16 protein-coding genes and 1 riboswitch are annotated in these 17,414 nt (G+C 72.4%); of the genes, 5 read left to right on the top strand and 11 right to left on the bottom strand.

The genetic code is table 11. From position 1 onward, the window contains the following. Positions 1 to 34 precede the first annotated feature (34 nt). Positions 35 to 1,537 carry a PTS transporter subunit EIIC gene (locus tag ACFYT9_RS32200; RefSeq protein ID WP_389169300.1) on the top strand — a complete coding sequence of 501 codons (1,503 nt, stop codon included), beginning with the start codon at positions 35 to 37 and terminating at the stop codon, positions 1,535 to 1,537. Between the two features lie 195 nt (positions 1,538 to 1,732). Here the strand turns inward: ACFYT9_RS32200 and ACFYT9_RS32195 are convergent, their stop codons facing one another. The 5 genes from ACFYT9_RS32195 to ACFYT9_RS32175 all read right to left on the bottom strand — a co-directional run bounded on the left by ACFYT9_RS32195 (position 1,733) and on the right by ACFYT9_RS32175 (position 5,613). Then, on the bottom strand, positions 1,733 to 2,179 hold the full coding sequence (locus ACFYT9_RS32195; protein ID WP_389169299.1) for a S26 family signal peptidase: 447 nt from the start codon (positions 2,177 to 2,179) through the stop codon (positions 1,733 to 1,735). A 10-nt stretch (positions 2,180 to 2,189) separates the two neighbouring features. Then, positions 2,190 to 4,109: an ABC transporter ATP-binding protein gene (locus tag ACFYT9_RS32190; protein WP_389169297.1), complete on the bottom strand. Its 1,920-nt coding sequence runs from the start codon at positions 4,107 to 4,109 to the stop codon at positions 2,190 to 2,192. Then, a complete protein-coding gene (locus ACFYT9_RS32185) occupies positions 4,106 to 4,642 on the bottom strand; it encodes a TlpA family protein disulfide reductase (RefSeq protein ID WP_389169295.1) in 537 nt (178 codons plus the stop codon). Before ACFYT9_RS32185 ends, ACFYT9_RS32190 begins: the two co-directional genes overlap by 4 nt. Before the next feature lie 96 nt (positions 4,643 to 4,738). After that, the gene (locus ACFYT9_RS32180) at positions 4,739 to 5,314 is read right to left on the bottom strand and encodes a MauE/DoxX family redox-associated membrane protein (RefSeq protein WP_389169293.1); all 576 of its coding nucleotides are present in this window, start codon (positions 5,312 to 5,314) and stop codon (positions 4,739 to 4,741) included. A gap of 98 nt (positions 5,315 to 5,412) precedes the next feature. Continuing rightward, positions 5,413 to 5,613, bottom strand: a complete 201-nt coding sequence (locus tag ACFYT9_RS32175; RefSeq protein ID WP_321193488.1) for a hypothetical protein — start codon at positions 5,611 to 5,613, stop codon at positions 5,413 to 5,415. Between the two features lie 399 nt (positions 5,614 to 6,012). Here ACFYT9_RS32175 and ACFYT9_RS32170 point away from each other — a divergent pair, with 399 nt between their 5' ends. Together ACFYT9_RS32170 and ACFYT9_RS32165 are read left to right on the top strand one after the other, a co-directional pair. Then, a complete protein-coding gene (locus ACFYT9_RS32170; RefSeq protein WP_389169291.1) occupies positions 6,013 to 6,408 on the top strand; it encodes a hypothetical protein in 396 nt (131 codons plus the stop codon). 21 nt (positions 6,409 to 6,429) lie between these two features. Continuing rightward, positions 6,430 to 7,155, top strand: a complete 726-nt coding sequence (locus ACFYT9_RS32165; RefSeq protein ID WP_387278140.1) for a transporter substrate-binding domain-containing protein — start codon at positions 6,430 to 6,432, stop codon at positions 7,153 to 7,155. Positions 7,156 to 7,174: 19 nt separating this feature from the next. On the opposite strand, the gene ACFYT9_RS32160 is transcribed toward ACFYT9_RS32165, so the two are convergent. Together ACFYT9_RS32160 and ACFYT9_RS32155 are read right to left on the bottom strand one after the other, a co-directional pair. Then, a complete protein-coding gene (locus tag ACFYT9_RS32160; protein WP_389169289.1) occupies positions 7,175 to 8,164 on the bottom strand; it encodes an NAD-dependent epimerase/dehydratase family protein in 990 nt (329 codons plus the stop codon). Positions 8,165 to 8,275: 111 nt separating this feature from the next. Then, positions 8,276 to 11,359 (bottom strand): FG-GAP-like repeat-containing protein, encoded by a 3,084-nt coding sequence (locus tag ACFYT9_RS32155; RefSeq protein WP_389169287.1) that lies wholly within the window; start codon positions 11,357 to 11,359, stop codon positions 8,276 to 8,278. A gap of 230 nt (positions 11,360 to 11,589) precedes the next feature. Between ACFYT9_RS32155 and ACFYT9_RS32150 the strand changes: the two genes are divergently transcribed. Further along, positions 11,590 to 11,922 (top strand): deoxyxylulose-5-phosphate synthase, encoded by a 333-nt coding sequence (locus ACFYT9_RS32150; RefSeq protein WP_387278136.1) that lies wholly within the window; start codon positions 11,590 to 11,592, stop codon positions 11,920 to 11,922. Between the two features lie 117 nt (positions 11,923 to 12,039). Here the strand turns inward: ACFYT9_RS32150 and groL are convergent, their stop codons facing one another. The 4 genes from groL to thrC form a co-directional block, all read right to left on the bottom strand. Continuing rightward, the gene (gene groL / locus ACFYT9_RS32145) at positions 12,040 to 13,662 is read right to left on the bottom strand and encodes a chaperonin GroEL (protein ID WP_389169285.1); all 1,623 of its coding nucleotides are present in this window, start codon (positions 13,660 to 13,662) and stop codon (positions 12,040 to 12,042) included. Between the two features lie 312 nt (positions 13,663 to 13,974). Continuing rightward, the gene (locus ACFYT9_RS32140) at positions 13,975 to 14,178 is read right to left on the bottom strand and encodes a cold-shock protein (protein ID WP_030498267.1); all 204 of its coding nucleotides are present in this window, start codon (positions 14,176 to 14,178) and stop codon (positions 13,975 to 13,977) included. Between the two features lie 424 nt (positions 14,179 to 14,602). Beyond that, positions 14,603 to 14,881: a MoaD/ThiS family protein gene (locus ACFYT9_RS32135; RefSeq protein WP_376603830.1), complete on the bottom strand. Its 279-nt coding sequence runs from the start codon at positions 14,879 to 14,881 to the stop codon at positions 14,603 to 14,605. Positions 14,882 to 14,898: 17 nt separating this feature from the next. Then, positions 14,899 to 16,218 carry a threonine synthase gene (gene thrC, locus ACFYT9_RS32130; protein WP_376603832.1) on the bottom strand — a complete coding sequence of 440 codons (1,320 nt, stop codon included), beginning with the start codon at positions 16,216 to 16,218 and terminating at the stop codon, positions 14,899 to 14,901. Continuing rightward, a riboswitch (SAM riboswitch) is annotated at positions 16,203 to 16,345 on the bottom strand. (Overlaps the previous gene by 16 nt.) 121 nt (positions 16,346 to 16,466) lie before the next feature. On the opposite strand from thrC, the gene ACFYT9_RS32125 reads away from it, so the two are divergent. Then, positions 16,467 to 17,408, top strand: coding sequence for a glucosyl-3-phosphoglycerate synthase (locus ACFYT9_RS32125; RefSeq protein ID WP_389169326.1), 942 nt, complete (start codon positions 16,467 to 16,469; stop codon positions 17,406 to 17,408). The last annotated feature ends 6 nt before the right edge of the window (positions 17,409 to 17,414 follow it).

The raw sequence follows: 17,414 nt of genomic DNA, 5'->3' as shown, positions 1-17,414 counted from the left end.
CCCCCCACCCCCGTACCGAAGGCACCACCGCACCATGAGCACAGACGACAAGAACCGCGCCATCGCCGCCGCGATCCTGCCCCTCGTCGGCGGCGCCGGGAACATCACCTCCGTGGCCCACTGCATGACCCGCCTCCGGCTGGGTCTGCGCGACCGCTCGCTCGTCCAGGACGAGGCCCTCAAGGCGCTGCCGTCCGTGATGGGGGTGGTGGAGGACGACACGTACCAGATCGTCCTCGGCCCCGGCACGGTCGCCCGCGTGACCCCCGAGTTCGAGGCCCTGGTGGCCGAGGGGGCCGCCGCGGCACCGGTGCACACCGCCGACGACCTGGCGGCCCAGGGCGCCGCCATCAAGGCGGCCCAGAAGGCGAAGAACGCGACCCCGTTCAAGCTCTTCCTCCGGAAGATCGCGAACATCTTCGTCCCGCTGATCCCCTCCCTCATCGGCTGCGGCATCATCGCCGGCCTCAACGGCCTGCTGATCAACCTCGGCTGGCTGCCCGGCGTCACCCCGGCGCTCGCCGCCATCGCGAGCGGCTTCATGGCCCTCATCGCGGTCTTCGTCGGCTACAACACGGCCAAGGAGTTCGGCGGCACGGCGATCCTCGGCGGCGCGGTCGCCGCCATCATCGTCTACGCGGGCGTCGCCAAGATCGAGGTCTTCGGCCAGGCGCTCTCCCCGGGCCAGGGCGGTGTCCTCGGCGCGCTCGGCGCGGCGGTCCTCGCCGTGTACGTGGAGAAGTGGTGCCGCCGCTGGGTGCCGGAGTCCCTGGACGTCCTGGTCACCCCGACGCTCACCGTGCTCATCTCCGGCCTGGTCACGATCTTCGGCCTGATGTTCGTCGCCGGCGAGGTCTCCCAGGCCATCGGCGACTTCGCCAACTGGCTCCTGGAGAACGCGGGCGCCGGCGCCGGCTTCCTCCTCGGCGGCCTCTTCCTGCCGCTGGTGATGCTCGGCCTCCACCAGGCCCTCATCCCCATCCACACCACGCTGATCGAGCAGCAGGGCTACACGGTCCTCCTCCCCATCCTGGCGATGGCGGGCGCGGGCCAGGTCGGCGCGGCCATGGCGGTCTACCTGAAGCTGCCCCGCAACGGCTCCATCCGCCGCACCATCAAGTCCGCCCTCCCGGCCGGCTTCCTCGGCGTCGGCGAGCCGCTGATCTACGGCGTCTCCCTCCCGCTGGGCCGCCCCTTCATCACGGCCTGCGTCGGCGGCGCGTTCGGCGGCGGCTTCATCGGCCTCTTCAACATGCTGGGCGACAAGGTCGGCTCCACCGCCATCGGCCCGTCCGGCTGGGCGCTCTTCCCGCTCCTCGACGGCAACAAGGGCCTCGGCGAGACGATCGCGATCTACGCGGGCGGACTGCTCGTCGGCTACCTCGTCGGCTTCGTCGCCACCTACTTCTGGGGCTTCAGCCGCGAGCTGATCGAGGAGTTCGACGTGGACACGGAGGCGGTGGCGCCGCCGGAGCCCGTGGCCGCCGGCGGCCCCACCGCCGGCACGGCGGGCACCCCGGAACCCGTGAAGGTCTGACGGTCCGCCGGTCCGGCACGAGGGAGAACGACGAAGGAGCTGTACGGCTCCGAAGGACGAGGCCCCGTCCCCGCGCGCGTGTCGCGGGGACGGGGCTCCGTCAGTCCGGCCGGCCCTTCGACCGGGCGACGAGGGCCACAGCCGCGCACCCCCTCCCGAAGGACACCCGGCCCGCCGACCCGTCACGCGGCTCCGTCACGCGGCTCCGTCGAGGACCACGCCGACGACGCTGGACACCGGCAGCAGGCCCCAGTAGCGGGAGTCCGTGCTGAAGGCCGGGTTGTCGCCGAGCAGCGCGAACCGGCCCGGCGGGACCAGCGCGCCCTCCGGGACGCCGGCCGCGGCGCACACCTCGGGCGGGACCGGCTCCCCGGCGAGCGCGGCGACCCGCTTCACCACCAGCGGCGGCCGCCCGGCCGGCGCCGCGCCCCGCCGGGGACGCACGAGCCCCTCCGGCGGGGCGACGAGCACGATCCGGCCGGTGCGCAGCCGGGCCGCGCCGCTGCGCAGCACGAGGACCCGCTGCCCGTCCCGCAGCGCCGGCATCATGCTCGGCCCGTCGATCCGCAGCCGGGACAGGAAGCGGCGCAGCAGCACCAGGAGCAGCAGCGGGCCGGCGGCCGCGGCCAGGATCACGTACACGTCGTCCTCCTCACGCCACCGGGTCCGGGACCTGCGCCCGGTCCGGGTCCGGCGCGTCGGTACGGTAGCCGTCCGCCTGGAGCGTGAACAGCTCCGCGTACCGGCCGCCCCCGTCCATCAGCGTCTCGTGCGTCCCCTCCTCGACCACCCGCCCGTCGCCGAGGACGACGATGTGCCCGGCGTCGCGGACGGCGCTCAGCCGGTGCGAGATGACCACCCCGGTCGCGCCGGCCCGCAGGGTGCGCAGGCTGTCGTGGATCTCCTTCTCCGCCTCCGCGTCCAGGCCGGCGCTGGGCTCGTCGAGGATCAGCAGATCGGCGTCGGCGCGCATGAACGCCCGCGCCACCGCCACCCGTTGCCACTCGCCGCCGGAGAGCGACTGGCCGCCGAAGGCAGCCGCCTGCTCCCCGTCCGGGACGAAGATCCGGCTGAGGAGGGTGTCGTACCCGGCGGGCAGGCGGGTGAGCCGGTCGTGGATGCCGGCCGCCCGCGCCGCCCCGGTGACCGCGCCGGTGTCACCGGCCCGGTCGAGCCGCCCGAGGCCGACGTTCTCGCCCGCGGTCAGGTCGTACCGGCGGTAGTCCTGGAAGACGACGCCGATCCGGCGCCGGTACGCGTCGGGCGTGAAGCGGCGGATGTCGGTGCCGTCCCAGAGGATGCGGCCCTCGGGGGGGTCGTACAGCCGGCAGAGGAGTTTCACCAGGGTGCTCTTGCCGGCGCCGTTCAGTCCGACGAGCGCGGTCGCCGCGCCCGCGGTGAGCGTCAGGTCCACCCCGCGCAGCACCCACGGCGAGGTGTCGTCGTACCGGAACCAGACGTTCTCGAAGGTGATCGAGGACCGCAGCGGGCCGGGCTCCCGGGCCGGTCCCTCCAGCTGCCGCAGGTCGGGGGTCATGTCGCGCAGGGCCCGGTAGGAGACGAAGGTGAGCAGGGCCTGGTAGGCGTTGCTGCCGGTGTTCGCCAGCTGGCCGACTCCGGTCTGGATGGCGGCGGTGGCGGCGAGGAAGACGGAGACGTCGCCGACGGAGAGCGCACCCCGGCCGACGGCCCCGACGACCCAGACGAGCCCCACGCCGTAGACGGCGACGCCGAGGACGGACGATGGAACTCCCCTGACGAGGTTACGGAGTTCGGTGCGGCGCTCGGCCTCGGACGCGACGGCCAGCTCCGCCCGCGCCCGGTCCTTGAAGTGGTCCTGGAGTCCGAAGAGCCGGATCTCCTTCACCGCGTCGGTGTCGGTCAGCAGGCCGGCGTAGAAGAGCTGACGGCGGCTGTTCGCCACGATGTCCCGGATGACGGCGGCCCGCCGGCGGCCCGCGGTGAGCTGGGTGTGGAAGGTGGGCAGCGCCATGACGACGGTGAGCGCGCCGAGCAGCGGGTTGAGGACGCAGATCGTGACCAGGAAGCCGAGGAAGGTCACCAGCGCCTGCACGCCGCCGACGACCGAGCCGATCAGCATGCCGGGGGCGGAGGAGCCGGCCTCCTGGGCGAGCCGCAGCTCGTCCTGGAAGGCCGGGTTCTCGAAGTACCGCAGTCCGGGGAGCCGGTTGACCCGCTCGAACAGCTCGTCCTGCACCGTGAGCTGGAGGCGGCGGGCGTGCTGCTCGCGGAGGAAGTCGGTGACGGCGGGGACGAGCGCGATGCCGAGGCTGACCGCCACCAGGAGGACGGCGACGCGGACGAGGGCGTCGGTGGGCCGGTGCTGGGTGATCGCGTCGAACAGCTCGCGGACGAGGAGCGCGGCGGCCGCGGGCAGCAGCCCGGCGACGACGCTTCCCGCCAGGTAGAGCAGGAGCGCGCCGCGCCCGGCCCGCCAGGCGAGCCCGGCGGCGGTCCGCCCGGCCCGGACGACGTCCTTGCGGCCGGTGGGGGCGGGCCCTTCGGGTGCCGGGCCGCTCGATGTCGGGCCTTCGGGTGCGGGGGCGTTCACGAGTGGGCGGACGCCGTCGGTGCGGCGGCGACCTGGCCGCGGTCGCTGACGCGTCCCTCGGCGTCGACGTCGAGGTAGCTGGGCCAGCGGACGATGCCGAAGGAGGCCGAGGCGCCGTGGGAGCCGGCGGCCTCGGTGACGACCCGGGCGACCGGATCGAGCAGATCGATCATCCGCTGCCGCTCGGGACCGCCGCCCTTGAGGAAGACGAGCACATGATCCCGGCCACCCGGGAAGTCCTTCGCCAGGGCGGCGAATTCCGGCGCCTGCTCGACGCACGGCGTGCACGTCGTGGAGAGGAATCCGATGACGGATCCGGGCGCGACGGAATTCCGGTCGATCTCCTCGCCGGAATGTGTGGTGGTCCGGAATTCGGGGACCGGGGAACCGTCGGGGAGCGTGTTCTCGGGAGCGTCGGACACGTATTCACCGGAATTCCCGGCGGACGCGGAGGTCCGGCGCGCGAGGGCGAGCAGCAGGAAGAGGTTGAAGACGGAGAGACAGCCGATCAGGACGACGGCGGCGACAAGCATGGAAAGGGCCTCGCTTGGGTTCTCGGCGGATGCGGGAGGGTGGGCGCCGTCGGGGTGCGCCGCCGGGGCCTCGTACGGCTTCGTACGGCCTCGTCTTCAGGAGGTCCGCCGGCCGGTTCCCGGGGCGGGGGCGGAGAAGACGTCGGCGAGCAGGTCCGTGGAGAGGACGAGCGCGCTGACGCAGACCCCGCCGAGGACGCCGGTGAAGACGCCGGCGACGCCGAGGGAGTCGAGGGCGCCGAGCACCGGGACGGACGCCGGCCCGCCCGCGGCGAGGGAGGCGACGAGCCCCGTGGCGGTCGCGCCCAGGAGGGCGGCGTTCCGGACGAGGTGCGCGGGGCCGACCCGGGTGCGGGAGGCGCCGAAGCAGGAGCAGGAGGTGTCGATCCCCCGGCGGAGGACCGAGACCAGGGCCGCGGTGAAGACCGCGATCAGACCGAAGGAGAGGGCGAAGGCCCAGGTGGTGAGGGCCGGGAACCAGACGGCGACGGCGAGCGCCGCCTCCAGGACGGGCACCGCCACGGCGATCGCGCCGACCGTGCCCAGCGGCACGATCCGCATCTCCCGGACGGTCGCGCGGAACTCCCGGGGGGCGCGCGCCTTGCCCAGCGCGGAGGCGGCGAGGACGACGGCCACGACGCACCGGAAGGCGAGGATCAGGGAATCGGTCACGGGCTCTCCTCCGTCGGACGGTCCGGGCCGGGAGCCTCCCCGGGCCGCGCGGGGCGGCACCGGGGAGGGCGCTTCACGGAAGGGTGCGGAAAGCGGTGTCAGCAGTCGCCCGGGTAGGACTTGGTGACGCAGGTGGGCGCCGCCGCGCAGTTCCAGGAACAGCAGACCTTGACGTAGAGCGTGGAGCCGGAGCACCAGCTGCTGCCGCCCGCGGGGCAGGCGCAGTACGCCTCGGCGCTCTCCTCGCGGAGAACGCGACCGAGCACGCGGTCCGCCATGCCGACAATTGCCTTGACCATAGGATCCCTCACAAACTGAAGACGGATTTCGGGTCGTGCAAACGTTCACGAGAACTCGCGTTCCGCAACCTACCCGCCTTCCGGAATAAATGTCTAGACCAACTCTGATCTTCATGTCCTCTATATGAGAAACCCAAGGTCAGGCCGGATAAAATGCCATCCGGAAGGATCACCGCCGAATGGAATTAATACCTCCGAAAGCACGTGCACATGGCTGAAAACATGCGGACGGGGACCCATGAAATTCGGCCACACCCGGCCATTCCTCCGCGTAGGCTCCCGCTCATGCGCCCTCGCACCCACCACCCCGCGGCCCGGAAACGCGTCACGCGCGGGCCCCGTGGCTTCCGTTAGCCCGCCAGGACCTCCCCGGCGGTGACCGACGGACGGAGCCCTTCCGTGACCCGCACCGCACACCACCTCTCCCACCCGCGACACGACCGATGGGACACACCCGGAGGGGGGCTCTTCCGTGCCGTCGTCCTGTACGACCTCCGGTACAGCGCCCGCACTCTCGCCGACGCCGAACGCGCCGGCCGCCGCCCCCGCCCCGTACGCGTCCGCCGCCACGTGCGCGTGTACCGCCTGCCCCGCTACCAGCACGACGCCTCCGTCGCCCACGGGGCCGCCAGGCTCGAACGCCGCGCCCGCCAGGCCCTCCGGGCCCGCCTCACCACCGCCCGCCGCCTCGCCGACGCCCCCGGCCCCCGCCCCGGCCCGCTCGGCCCCGGCGCCGCCGACATCGTCGACATCCCGCCCGCCCTGCACCGCCACAGCGCCCTCTGGCTCGCCTGACGGTGCCTAGACTCCGCAACCATGACGACCACGCACCACGACATCGCCGCGATCGCCGCCGACCTCGCGCCCACCGGGGTCCTGCGCGCCTCCATCAACCTCGGGAACCCGGTGCTCGCCCAGGGCACGCCGGAGGCGCCCGCCGGCATCACGGTCGACCTCGCACGGGAGATCGGCCGGCGGCTCGGGCTCTCCGTCGAGACGCTCTGCTTCGACGCCGCGCGCAAGTCGTTCGAGGCGATGGCCGACGGCCGCGCCGACCTCTGCTTCCTCGCCGTGGACCCGGCTCGTGAGAAGGAGGTCGCCTTCACCGCCCCGTACGTCGTCATCGAGGGCGTGTACGCGGTCCCCCGCGACTCGGCGCTCGCCACCGTCGAGGACGTGGACGTGCCCGGTGTCCGGGTCGGCGTCAAGCAGGGCTCCGCGTACGACCTCCACCTCACCCGCTCCCTCGCCCACGCCACCGTCGTCCGGGGCGCGGAGGGCGTCGAGGTCTTCCGCACGCTCGACCTGGAGGCCGGCGCGGGCATCCGCCAGCCGATGGCGGCCTATGTCGCCGCCCACCCCGAAGTCCGCCTGATCGACGGCCGGTTCATGGAGATCCGGCAGGCGGTCGGCACGACGAAGGACAGGGCGCCGGAGACGGTGGCGTACCTCCGCTCCCTCGTCGAGGAGCTGAAGAGGAACGGCTTCGTCGCCGACGCCCTGCGCCGCTCGGACCAGGACCCGGCCCTGGTCGCCCTGTGACCGTGTGACCGTGTGACCGCTACTCCGCCAGCAGGGCCAGCAGTTCGGCCTCGCGCGCCGGGCTCAGCCCGGCCCGGCGCTCCCGGTCGAGGCCCTGCTCGCGCTCCCAGGCCAGCGTGTCGGCGATCACCTCGGCCCGGGGGCGCTGGCGCAGCCCCGCGGCGGCGGCAGCGGCACCCGACCGCGCCTGGAAGCCGCCCCAGTCCTCGGCCACGATCCACAGCGGCAGCGACTCGGGCCCCATGAACTCCGTGACGCCCCGCTCCAGCAGCCACGCCGACCCGGCCGGCACCACGGCCCCCGTGTGCCCGGCCAGCTCCCGCGAGAGCGCGATCCACTCCCCGAGCGGCATGTTCGGCCCGACGGTGTCGTAGGCGCCGCCCACGCCCTTCTCCGCCGAGTCGAGGATCCAGTCGACCAGATCCCGCACGTCGATGACCCGCGTCGGCAGCTCCGGCTCGTCCGGCACCAGCATCGGCGTCCCCGGCTCCCGCGCGGCCCGCGCCGCCCAGTAGCCGGTGCGGCCGCTGACGTCACCGGGCCCGCCGATGAGCCCCGCCCGTGCGACCAGCAGCCGCTCCCCGAGCGCGGCGGCCGACGCCAGCTCACAGGCCGCCTTCGCCTCGCCGTACAGCTCCCGCCCGACCTCGTCGAGTGCGGTCGGCACCATCAGCGCCGCGGACTCGTCCGCCCCGATCTCCGCCTGCGAGGCGTACACGTTGCCCGACGACACGTACGTCCAGTGCCGGGCCCGCCCCGCGAGCGCTTCCAGCGCCCCCCGGACGAACCCCGGCTGCCACGACACCTCGACGACGGCGTCCCAGTCGCGCCCGGCCAGCGCGTCGTACGCCCCCGCCTCCCGCCGGTCCGCGACGACCAGCTCGGCCCCCTCCGCGACCTCCCCGCTCTCGCCCCGCGCCAGACACGTCACCGCGTGCCCCCGCGCCAGCGCCCGCCGCGCCACCTCACGTCCCACCCACGCCGTACCACCGAGCACCAGAATGTCCATGCGCCCCAGTCGACCACCGAACCCGCCTCCCCGAGAACGCAGTTCGCCGTCGGCGCACGGAATGCGCCGACGGCGAACGGGGGACGGGCCGGTGCCCAGGTGCCCAGGTGCCTAGAACAGAGCCTTGAAGCCGTTCCAGCCACCGCTGCCGATCAGCACCCGGCCGCCGTACCCACCGGCGCCGGTCGAGGCGTACCGCCACAGCTTCCCGGCCGTGTCCCGCGCGAGCAGATCCGCCCGCCCGTCCCCGGACAGGTCGCCGACGCCGACGAGCGCGGTGTACCCGCCCCAGCCGCCGCCGACCTTCACACGTGCGGTGACGCCACCGCTCGCGGTGCCGTAGTACCGCCACAGCACACCCGCGGCGTCGACCCCGAGCAGGTCGCCCCGCCCGTCGCCGTTCAGGTCCCCGGCCCCGACGAGCTTCCTGTACAGCTTCCAGTTGGTCCCGATCCGCACCCGCGCCTTGAGGGTGTGGGTCGAGGTCCCCCCGTAGAAGTAGACGTCCCCGTTGGACGCCTGCCGCGCGACGAGGTCCGGATACCCGTCGCCGTTCACGTCACCCGGCGAGGTGAGGACGTCGTACGCACCCCACCCGGCCCCGACGAGCGTGTACGGCGACGAGGCCGTGACGACCTTCCCGCATCCCGGCCGGTACGCCCGCAGCTGGTCCCCGACCCGCGCGTACACGTCGGCGCAGCGGTCGCCGTTCAGGTCACCGGCGGGGGTGAGGAGGGTGCCGGCGGCGAACTTGCTCCCGACCCCTGCGGTGCGGGCCGCCAGCGCGCCCGTCCCGTTCCCCCTGTACAGCGACGTCGCCCCGGTGGCGTCCACCGTCAGCAGATCGCCGAACCCGTCGTCCCCGGCCATGTCCCGCCACACGGCGGCAGCGCCGGAGACGGCGACGGTCCCGGAGGCCGTCAGATCCGCCCCGTGCCCGTCGGCGGGCCTCACGGCCAGGCTCCAGGCGTACGCCCCGTTCCGCACGTACTTCCCGGCCGTGTCCTTTCCGTCCCACGAGGGGGCCACGATCCCGCGCGCCTCACCGCCGGTGAGGGTCCGCACGACCTTGCCGCTGATCTTGTGCTTCAGCGTCAGCGTCCAGGAGGAACCCGGCTTGGAGAGCCACCAACGCGGCTTCCAGGCACCGGCCTTGATGTTCGCGGCGGGGGTGTCGGCGTCGATGGCGGCGAGGCGGCCGGTGACGCCGCCGAGCCCGGTGACGCGGACGGACTCCCAGGTGTCGACGAAGGCGATGCCGCCGCCGAAGCGGTCGACGGTCCAGCTCTGGCCATCGAAGTCGTTGCGGTCGGCGGCCAGTTCCCCGAGGGGCCGCTCCCGATCGGTGCCGGAGCGGACGTCCACCGCGTACAGCTCCTCACCCCAGGAGGCGGCCGGGAAGGCGAGGAACCCGTCGCCGAGGCGGGGACGGACGTCGTCGGGGATCCGGGTCCACACCGACCGGCGCTTCTCCCGGTCGTGGACGATCACGGCGCCCGGGTCGTCGGCGCACCGCCGCTGAATCCACTGGCCGACGACCTCGATGCCGCTGAACTCGCAGCTCGTGCCGAGGTCGGCGGTCGCGACGGTCGCTCCCGTGCGGACGTCGACGGCGGTGGCCTTGCCGTCGGTGGCGGAGCCGGTCCACAGCAGGCGGCCCCACAGCGACTGGTTCAGGTTCGTGGAGTCCCGGAGCACGGCACCGGTCTCGATGTCCACGACGAGGGAACGGCGGACCGCACCGGCGTCGGCGTGGAAGTGCACGTAGCGGCCGGAGGCACGGACGAGGGTGTCCGGCGTCAGCTTGCTCGCGTGCTGGACCACGACGCCGCGCGTGGTGCCGCCGCTGCCCGGGGTCGTCACGCGTACCGCGATCGCGCAGTCCGCGCAGCCGGGACGGTCGGCGCTCTCCAGGGTGACCAGGCGGCCGTCCCCGGTGTCCGTCCACCAGCGCGGGTAGGTCGCGCTGGGCAGGATCTGCGGGCAGTTCGCGGCCGGGACGAGGGAGTCGCAGCTCCACCGCGCGGTCGCCGCGCGCGTGCCCGTCAGGGCGAGGTCGTATCCCTGGAGGACCCGGTCCGAGACCGCGTTGACGGTCTGCGCGACGAGCCGTCCCTGGGACAGCGTCAGGCTCTCACGGGGGGAGGCCCCGGTCAGGGCCAGGAACCGCTTGGCGGCCGGCGCGCCGTCGGCTCCGGGGGCGATGCGCTGCACGCCGATCGCTCCTGCGTCCGGCGTGCCCACCACGTACACCGCGCCGTCCGTCCCGCGCTCGGCCGGCTCCTCTCCCTGGAGGGTGATGCCGAGGTCACGGGCGACACCGCCGGCCAGCGGTACGGCGTACAGCTCGGTGTTCCGGACGTTCTCGTCCGACACGGGGAGCGCCGCCCGGCCGATGAGCCACTCGCCCACGAGGTCGAGCTGCGCCGTGCCGTCCGTGACGGGCTCCGGGAGCGCGAGGACGCGGCCGGGGGCGGCCGGGTCGGTGCGGGAGAGGACGACGGCCTCCGTCGTGCCCCCGAGGACGACGCGCCGCGCGTCGAGCGCGGCGGACCGTGCCGCGGGGTACGGCAGGGGGGTGACCGTCCCGGTGGCGAAGTCCATCAGTCCGACGGCCCTGTCCTCGCCGACGTCGTAGCCGAGGACCGCGCTCGTGCCGTCCTGGGCGAGGACCCGCGGTGCCGACGAGGCACCCGGCAGGAGCACCTCGCGGTCGGCGGGGGCGTTCTCTCCGTAGCCGAGGAGGAGCAGGGTGACGCCGTCGGAGCCGACCTGGGACCGGACCAGGTGCCGGCCGGCGACGACCGGCACCCACGCCTCGCCGGATTCGTTGTACAGCTCGGAGGTCCGTCCGGTCGCGAAGTCGTGGACGGTGGCGGCACCGCCCCAGGAGTCGCGGCAGACGAACACGTCCCCGGACCCGTACCACTCCTCCGGTTCGCAGCTCGGCGCGTAGGCGATGCGGCCGCCGCTCAGGCCGTGCCAGCGGACCTGCCGGGGGCCGGACACCTGCACGCCGGTTCCGGCACCCACGACCCTTCCGTAGACCGGCGCCTCGGGGTCGGCCGGAGCCGGGACCGTCACCTCGTACGGTGCCGTGTCGGCCGCCGTCGCGGCCGGGGCGGTGACGGCCGCGAGGCCGGTGAGAGCCAGGGTCGCGCTCAGGGCGAGCGCGACGGTTCTTCGTACGGACAAAGAAGGGGTCCCCTCGTGCGGATCGTCGGTGGCGGCAGACGACGCGGGGGCACGCGGGACCGTGGCACGACGGCCACCGACGTCTCGCGCGGGCGCCGGCCCGATGCCCCCACCTGCCGGCTGGCGTGATCGTACAACTGGCCGAATCTAGACGGGAAGCGGAGGAGGCCCGTCCGGCCCTGGAGCCGAAATCGCGGGCGTGGTCCGGCCCCGGCACCTACCCTGCCCCCATGCGCATCCACAGGACCTCGTACGTCTGTCTGCCCTGCCGGGCCTCGTACAAGCAGGGGCGGGAGCACGGTGCCGAGCGGAAGTGTCCGCGGTGCGGGGAGCCGATGACCGGCGTGGGGTCGGCCTTCCAGCCTCCTCGGCGGAACGACACCGAGGGGTGGCGGGTGCTGTCGGTGCTGCTGCACGCGGGGGTGCGGTTCCACACGAGCTGCTGTCAGGGGTGCGGGCCCGGCTACCGGCCGCGGACGCTCGCCGAGGTGAAGGCGCGCGTCGCGCTGGCCCGGCGGACCGGGGAGCCGCTCGCCGAGGTCCTCGTACGGCCCGTGGTCTGAGCGTCCGGGAGAACGCGCCGAGGGCGGCACCCCCCTGCTGGGGAGTGCCGCCCTCGGCGTTCGCTTTCAGCTCGCGATCAGCTCGCGCGCCGCGATGAACCGCTGATCCCTTCGGGATCAGAAGTCCATGTCACCGCCCGGCATGCCGCCGCCGGCCGGCGCGGCGGTCTTCTCCGGCTTGTCGGCGATGACGGCCTCGGTGGTGAGGAAGAGCGCGGCGATCGACGCGGCGTTCTGCAGCGCGGAGCGCGTCACCTTGGCCGGGTCGATGATGCCCTCGGCGACCAGGTCGACGTACTCGCCGGTCGCGGCGTTGAGGCCGTGACCCGGGGTGAGGTTGCGGACCTTCTCGACCACGACGCCGCCCTCGAGGCCGGCGTTGACCGCGATCTGCTTGATCGGGGCCTCCAGGGCGAGCTTGACGATCGCGGCACCGGTGGCCTCGTCGCCGTCCAGCTCCAGCTTCTCGAAGACGCTGGAGGCCTGGAGCAGGGCCACGCCGCCGCCGGCGACGATGCCCTCCTCGACGGCCGCCTTGGCGTTGCGCACGGCGTCCTCGATGCGGTGCTTGCGCTCCTTGAGCTCGACCTCGGTCGCGGCACCGGCCTTGATGACCGCCACGCCGCCGGCGAGCTTCGCGAGGCGCTCCTGGAGCTTCTCGCGGTCGTAGTCGGAGTCGCTGTTCTCGATCTCGGCGCGGATCTGGTTCACGCGGCCCGCGACCTGCTCGCTGTCACCGGCACCGTCGACGATGGTGGTCTCGTCCTTGGTGATGACGACCTTGCGGGCGCGGCCCAGCAGGTCGAGACCGGCCGACTCCAGCTTGAGGCCGACCTCCTCGGAGATGACCGTGCCGCCGGTGAGGATGGCGATGTCCTGGAGCATGGCCTTGCGGCGGTCGCCGAAGCCCGGGGCCTTGACCGCGACGGAGCGGAAGGTGCCGCGGATCTTGTTGACGACCAGCGTCGACAGGGCCTCGCCCTCGACGTCCTCGGCGATGATCAGCAGCGGCTTGCCCGACTGCATGACCTTCTCCAGGAGCGGGAGGAGGTCCTTCACGGAGGAGATCTTGGAGTTGACGATGAGGATGTACGGGTCCTCGAGCGCGGCCTCCATGCGCTCCATGTCGGTCGCGAAGTACGCCGAGATGTAGCCCTTGTCGAAGCGCATGCCCTCGGTGAGCTCGAGCTCCAGACCGAAGGTCTGCGACTCCTCGACGGTGATGACGCCTTCCTTGCCGACCTTGTCCATGGCCTCGGCGATGAGCTCGCCGATCTGGGTGTCGGCGGCGGAGATGGAGGCGGTGGAGGCGATCTGCTCCTTCGTCTCGACCTCCTTCGCCTGGTCGAGCAGGGCGCCGGAGACGGCCTCGACGGCCTTCTCGATGCCGCGCTTGAGGGCCATCGGGTTGGCACCGGCGGCGACGTTGCGGAGGCCCTCGCGGACGAGCGCCTGGGCGAGGACGGTGGCGGTGGTCGTACCGTCGCCGGCGACGTCGTCCGTCTTCTTGGCGACTTCCTTGACCAGCTCGGCGCCGATCTTCTCGTACGGGTCCTCGAGCTCGATCTCCTTGGCGATGGAGACACCATCGTTGGTGATCGTGGGGGCGCCCCACTTCTTCTCGAGGACGACGTTGCGACCCTTGGGGCCGAGGGTGACCTTGACGGCGTCAGCGAGCTGGTTCATGCCGCGCTCGAGACCGCGCCGGGCCTCCTCGTCGAACGCGATGATCTTGGCCATGTGAAGTGGTCCTCCCGGACATGGGGTGGATAACGCTCCAGGACCGCGCCGACGCCCGCGACGGACGGCCTCCGCACTCCGCGTGGTTCCTTGCCCCACACGGCCGGCGGCCTCGTCATGCCCGGTCCTCGTAGCACTCTCACCTTCCGAGTGCTAACGCCAATGATTAGCACTCGACCCATGCGAGTGCAAGCGACTCTCAAGGATCAGACCCGTCGGCGGCAGGTGTCCGGGAACGCGTGAGGGGCCCGCATCCCCCGGGGGATGCGGGCCCCTCGACGACGAGACGTCGGTGGCCGATCGCGCCGCGCCTCAGGCGGTCACCTTGACCATGTCCGCCTGCGGACCCTTCTGACCCTGCGAGATCTCGAACTCGACTCGCTGGCCCTCTTCGAGGCTGCGGTACCCATCCATCTGGATGGCGCTGTAGTGGACGAAAACATCCGCACCACCGTCGACCGCGATGAAGCCGTAGCCCTTCTCCGCGTTGAACCACTTGACGGTGCCCTGAGCCATGCCTAACTCCCCTATTACGTACTGGCCCTTGAGCGGATCCGCACTTCACGAACCCGGGTCAGAACCTGCGCCGGAACGCGTCGACCGCCGCTGAATGTATCTGTCCAACTGCCCTCTGCAACAGGGCAATCCACCGGGAATTCTCGGCGGAGCGGAAAGGGGAATCCGGAAGAAATACTTGAATTGCGGGGCAAGTCGGGCCGGGCGAAAGGCACATAAGGGGCAGAGTGTGCGCGCTTTCCGGCCGCCGGTTGTCGCATTCTTGTCAGGTCCCGGGCCGGGCTCATATGCGCCTGGCATGAGCGGCGGAGGGGACTTCCCCAACTCTACCGCGCTCAACCATGCAGAATTGCCCCCTCCGCTTTCTCTCGCGGAAGGGGCAATTCAGTGAGGACGGGCAGGGCTCGGGTCGAGCCCGGGGAGATCAGCAGCCGCCGGCGACCGCGGGGATGATCGAGACGCCCGCGCCGTCCGGGGTGGCGGTCTCCAGGCCCTGCTCGAAGCGGACGTCGTCGTCGTTCACGTAGACGTTCACGAAGCGGCGCAGCTTGCCCTGGTCGTCCAGGACGCGGGCGGCGATGCCAGTGTGGTTCTTCTCCAGGTCGGCGATGACCTCGGCGAGGGTCGCGCCCTCGGCGGCGACCTCGGACTGCCCGCCGGTGTAGGTGCGGAGGATGGTGGGGATGCGGACGTTCACGGCCATGGTGTCTTCGGGACCTTTCAGTGGGCCAGGCCCGCGTCGCGGAACGCGTCCAGGCTCGGGCGGATGGTGGCGGTCGCCTGAGAGCTGTCGGCCACGGCGTCCAGGGTCTTGAGGCCGTCGCCGGTGTTGAGGACGACGGTGGTGAGGTTCGGGTCGATGACGCCGTTCTCGACGAGCTTGCGCGTCACGCCGACGGTCACGCCGCCCGCGGTCTCCGCGAAGACGCCCTCGGTCCGGGCGAGCAGCTTGATCGCGTCCACGACCTGCTCGTCGTTCACGTCCTCCACGGCGCCGCCGGTGCGGCGGGCGATGTCGAGGACGTAGGGGCCGTCGGCCGGGTTGCCGATCGCGAGGGACTTGGCGATGGTGTTCGGCTTCTGCGGGCGGACCACGTCGTGCCCGGCCTTGAAGGCGGCGGAGACCGGCGAGCAGCCCTCGGCCTGGGCGCCGAAGATCTTGTACGGCTTGTCCTCGACCAGGCCCAGCTTGATGAGCTCCTGGAGCCCCTTGTCGATCTTGGTGAGCTGGGAGCCGGAGGCGATCGGGATGACGAGCTGGTCCGGGATGACCCAGCCGAGCTGCTCGCAGATCTCGTACGCGAGCGTCTTGGAGCCCTCGCCGTAGTACGGGCGGAGGTTGACGTTGACGAAGCCCCAGCCCTCGCCGAGCGGGTCGCCGATGAGCTCCGAGCAGAAGCGGTTGACGTCGTCGTAGTTGCCCTCGATGGCGACCAGGTCACCGCCGTAGACACCGGCCATGACGACCTTGCCCTGCTCCAGGTCGTGCGGGATGAAGACGCAGGAGCGGAAGCCGGCGCGGGCGGCGGCGGCGCCGACGGCGCCGGCCAGGTTGCCGGTGGAGGAGCAGGAGAGGGTGGTGAAGCCGAAGGCGCGGGCGGCCTCGATGGCCTGCGCGACGACCCGGTCCTTGAAGGAGTGGGTCGGGTTGCCGGAGTCGTCCTTGACGAAGAGCTTGCCGGGGGCGACGCCGAGCTCGCGGGCGAGGTTGTCGGCCTTGATCAGCGGGGTCCAGCCGGGGTTCAGGTTCGGCTTCTCGGCGACGTCGGCCGGGACGGGCAGCAGGGGCGCGTACCGCCAGATGTTCGCGGGGCCGGCCTCGATCCGCTTGCGCAGTTCCTCGGGGTCGCTCGCCGGGAGGTCGTAGGCCACTTCGAGAGGGCCGAAACACAGCTCACAGGCGAAGATCGGGCCGAGGGCGAAGACCTCTCCGCACTCCCGGCAGGAAAGCCCGGACGCGGGACCGAGGTCGACGGTGGTGGCGGGAGCGGCAGTCTGTACAGACATGGAGGGGAGGCCCTTTCTCCTCATCTTCCTCATGGCGCATTTCGCCACGAGACGGATTTGGCACCTTCCCTAGCCGGGGGCCTCGCTGGCGCAAGACAAACCGACTGGAGGGTTGCCGGGGCTTCAACGGGCCGTATCCCTCTGCCCCTCTGGATGAGCGGTATTCGATTGTGAGACGCGGGTGGCACCCCGACATGCATCGGGCGTCCGCGTTGTTCAAGACTGTAACCGAAGGCTTCGAAGGTGGAGACGGTCGTCCGATCCGCGAGATGGAGATCACGTTGCTGGAAGAAGTGGAGCGCTGGCTGACCCGGCGGTCCTGGTCCGTGTCCGACCGGCCGCTGGAGCGGGTGCTCGCCGCCAAACGGGGGACGTCGGTCAGCGTGGTGCTGCCCGCGCTCAACGAGGAGGCGACCGTCGGGGACATCGTCAGCGTGATCCGGCGCGAGCTGATGACCGACGCGGTGCCGCTGGTGGACGAGCTGATGGTGATCGACTCGGGTTCCACGGACCGCACCGCCGAGGTCGCGGCGGCGGCCGGCGCACGGGTGGTCGCGCGGGACGACATACTCCCCCGGATCCCGGCGGTCCCGGGCAAGGGCGAGGTGCTGTGGCGGTCACTCATGGTGACCAGCGGGGACGTGGTGTGCTTCGTCGACGCGGACCTGCGGGACTTCTCGGCCGACTTCGTCACCGGGATCGTGGGCCCGCTGCTCACCGACCCGGAGGTGGACCTCGTCAAGGCCATGTACGACCGCCCCTTCGGTGACACCCCTGGTCAGGGCGGCCGGGTGACCGAACTGGTGGCCCGCCCGCTGCTCAATCTGCACTGGCCGCGGCTGGCCGGCTTCGTCCAGCCGCTGGGCGGGGAGTACGCGGCGCGGCGCTCGCTGCTCGAACGGCTGCCCTTCCCGGTCGGTTACGGAGTGGAGCTGGGGCTCCTGGTGGACGCGCTGCACACGGTGGGCCTGGACGCGCTGGCGCAGGTGGACGTGGGGGTGCGCAAGCACCGGCATCAGGACGGGCAGGCGCTGGGCCGGATGGCGGCGGCGATCTACCGGACGGCGCAGCTGCGGCTCTCCCGGGGCCAGCTCGTCCGCCCCCGGCTGACCCAGTTCGAGCGGGGCGCGTCGGGCTTCGAGCCGCGGACGTACGCGGTGGACACCGAGGAGCGTCCGCCGATGGCCGAGATCACGGAGTACGCGCACCGCCGCGTGGCGTAACACCCC

Origin of the sequence: Streptomyces sp. NPDC004435, from assembly GCF_042873895.1 — a bacterium.
Lineage (GTDB): Bacteria > Actinomycetota > Actinomycetes > Streptomycetales > Streptomycetaceae > Streptomyces.
Note: the sequence above shows the minus strand (reverse complement) of the source record. Positions and strands in the feature narration are given on the sequence as shown.

What these genes read in the sequence shown, in the direction of transcription:
- ACFYT9_RS32200 (WP_389169300.1), top strand. Translation starts at nt 35, where the DNA reads ATGAGCACAGACGACAAGAACCGCGCCATCGCCGCCGCGATCCTGCCC.
- ACFYT9_RS32185 (WP_389169295.1), bottom strand. Translation starts at nt 4,642, where the DNA reads ATGCTTGTCGCCGCCGTCGTCCTGATCGGCTGTCTCTCCGTCTTCAAC.
- ACFYT9_RS32175 (WP_321193488.1), bottom strand. Translation starts at nt 5,613, where the DNA reads ATGGTCAAGGCAATTGTCGGCATGGCGGACCGCGTGCTCGGTCGCGTT.
- ACFYT9_RS32165 (WP_387278140.1), top strand. Translation starts at nt 6,430, where the DNA reads ATGACGACCACGCACCACGACATCGCCGCGATCGCCGCCGACCTCGCG.
- ACFYT9_RS32160 (WP_389169289.1), bottom strand. Translation starts at nt 8,164, where the DNA reads ATGGACATTCTGGTGCTCGGTGGTACGGCGTGGGTGGGACGTGAGGTG.
- ACFYT9_RS32150 (WP_387278136.1), top strand. Translation starts at nt 11,590, where the DNA reads ATGCGCATCCACAGGACCTCGTACGTCTGTCTGCCCTGCCGGGCCTCG.
- groL (WP_389169285.1), bottom strand. Translation starts at nt 13,662, where the DNA reads ATGGCCAAGATCATCGCGTTCGACGAGGAGGCCCGGCGCGGTCTCGAG.
- ACFYT9_RS32140 (WP_030498267.1), bottom strand. Translation starts at nt 14,178, where the DNA reads ATGGCTCAGGGCACCGTCAAGTGGTTCAACGCGGAGAAGGGCTACGGC.
- ACFYT9_RS32135 (WP_376603830.1), bottom strand. Translation starts at nt 14,881, where the DNA reads ATGGCCGTGAACGTCCGCATCCCCACCATCCTCCGCACCTACACCGGC.
- thrC (WP_376603832.1), bottom strand. Translation starts at nt 16,218, where the DNA reads ATGAGGAAGATGAGGAGAAAGGGCCTCCCCTCCATGTCTGTACAGACT.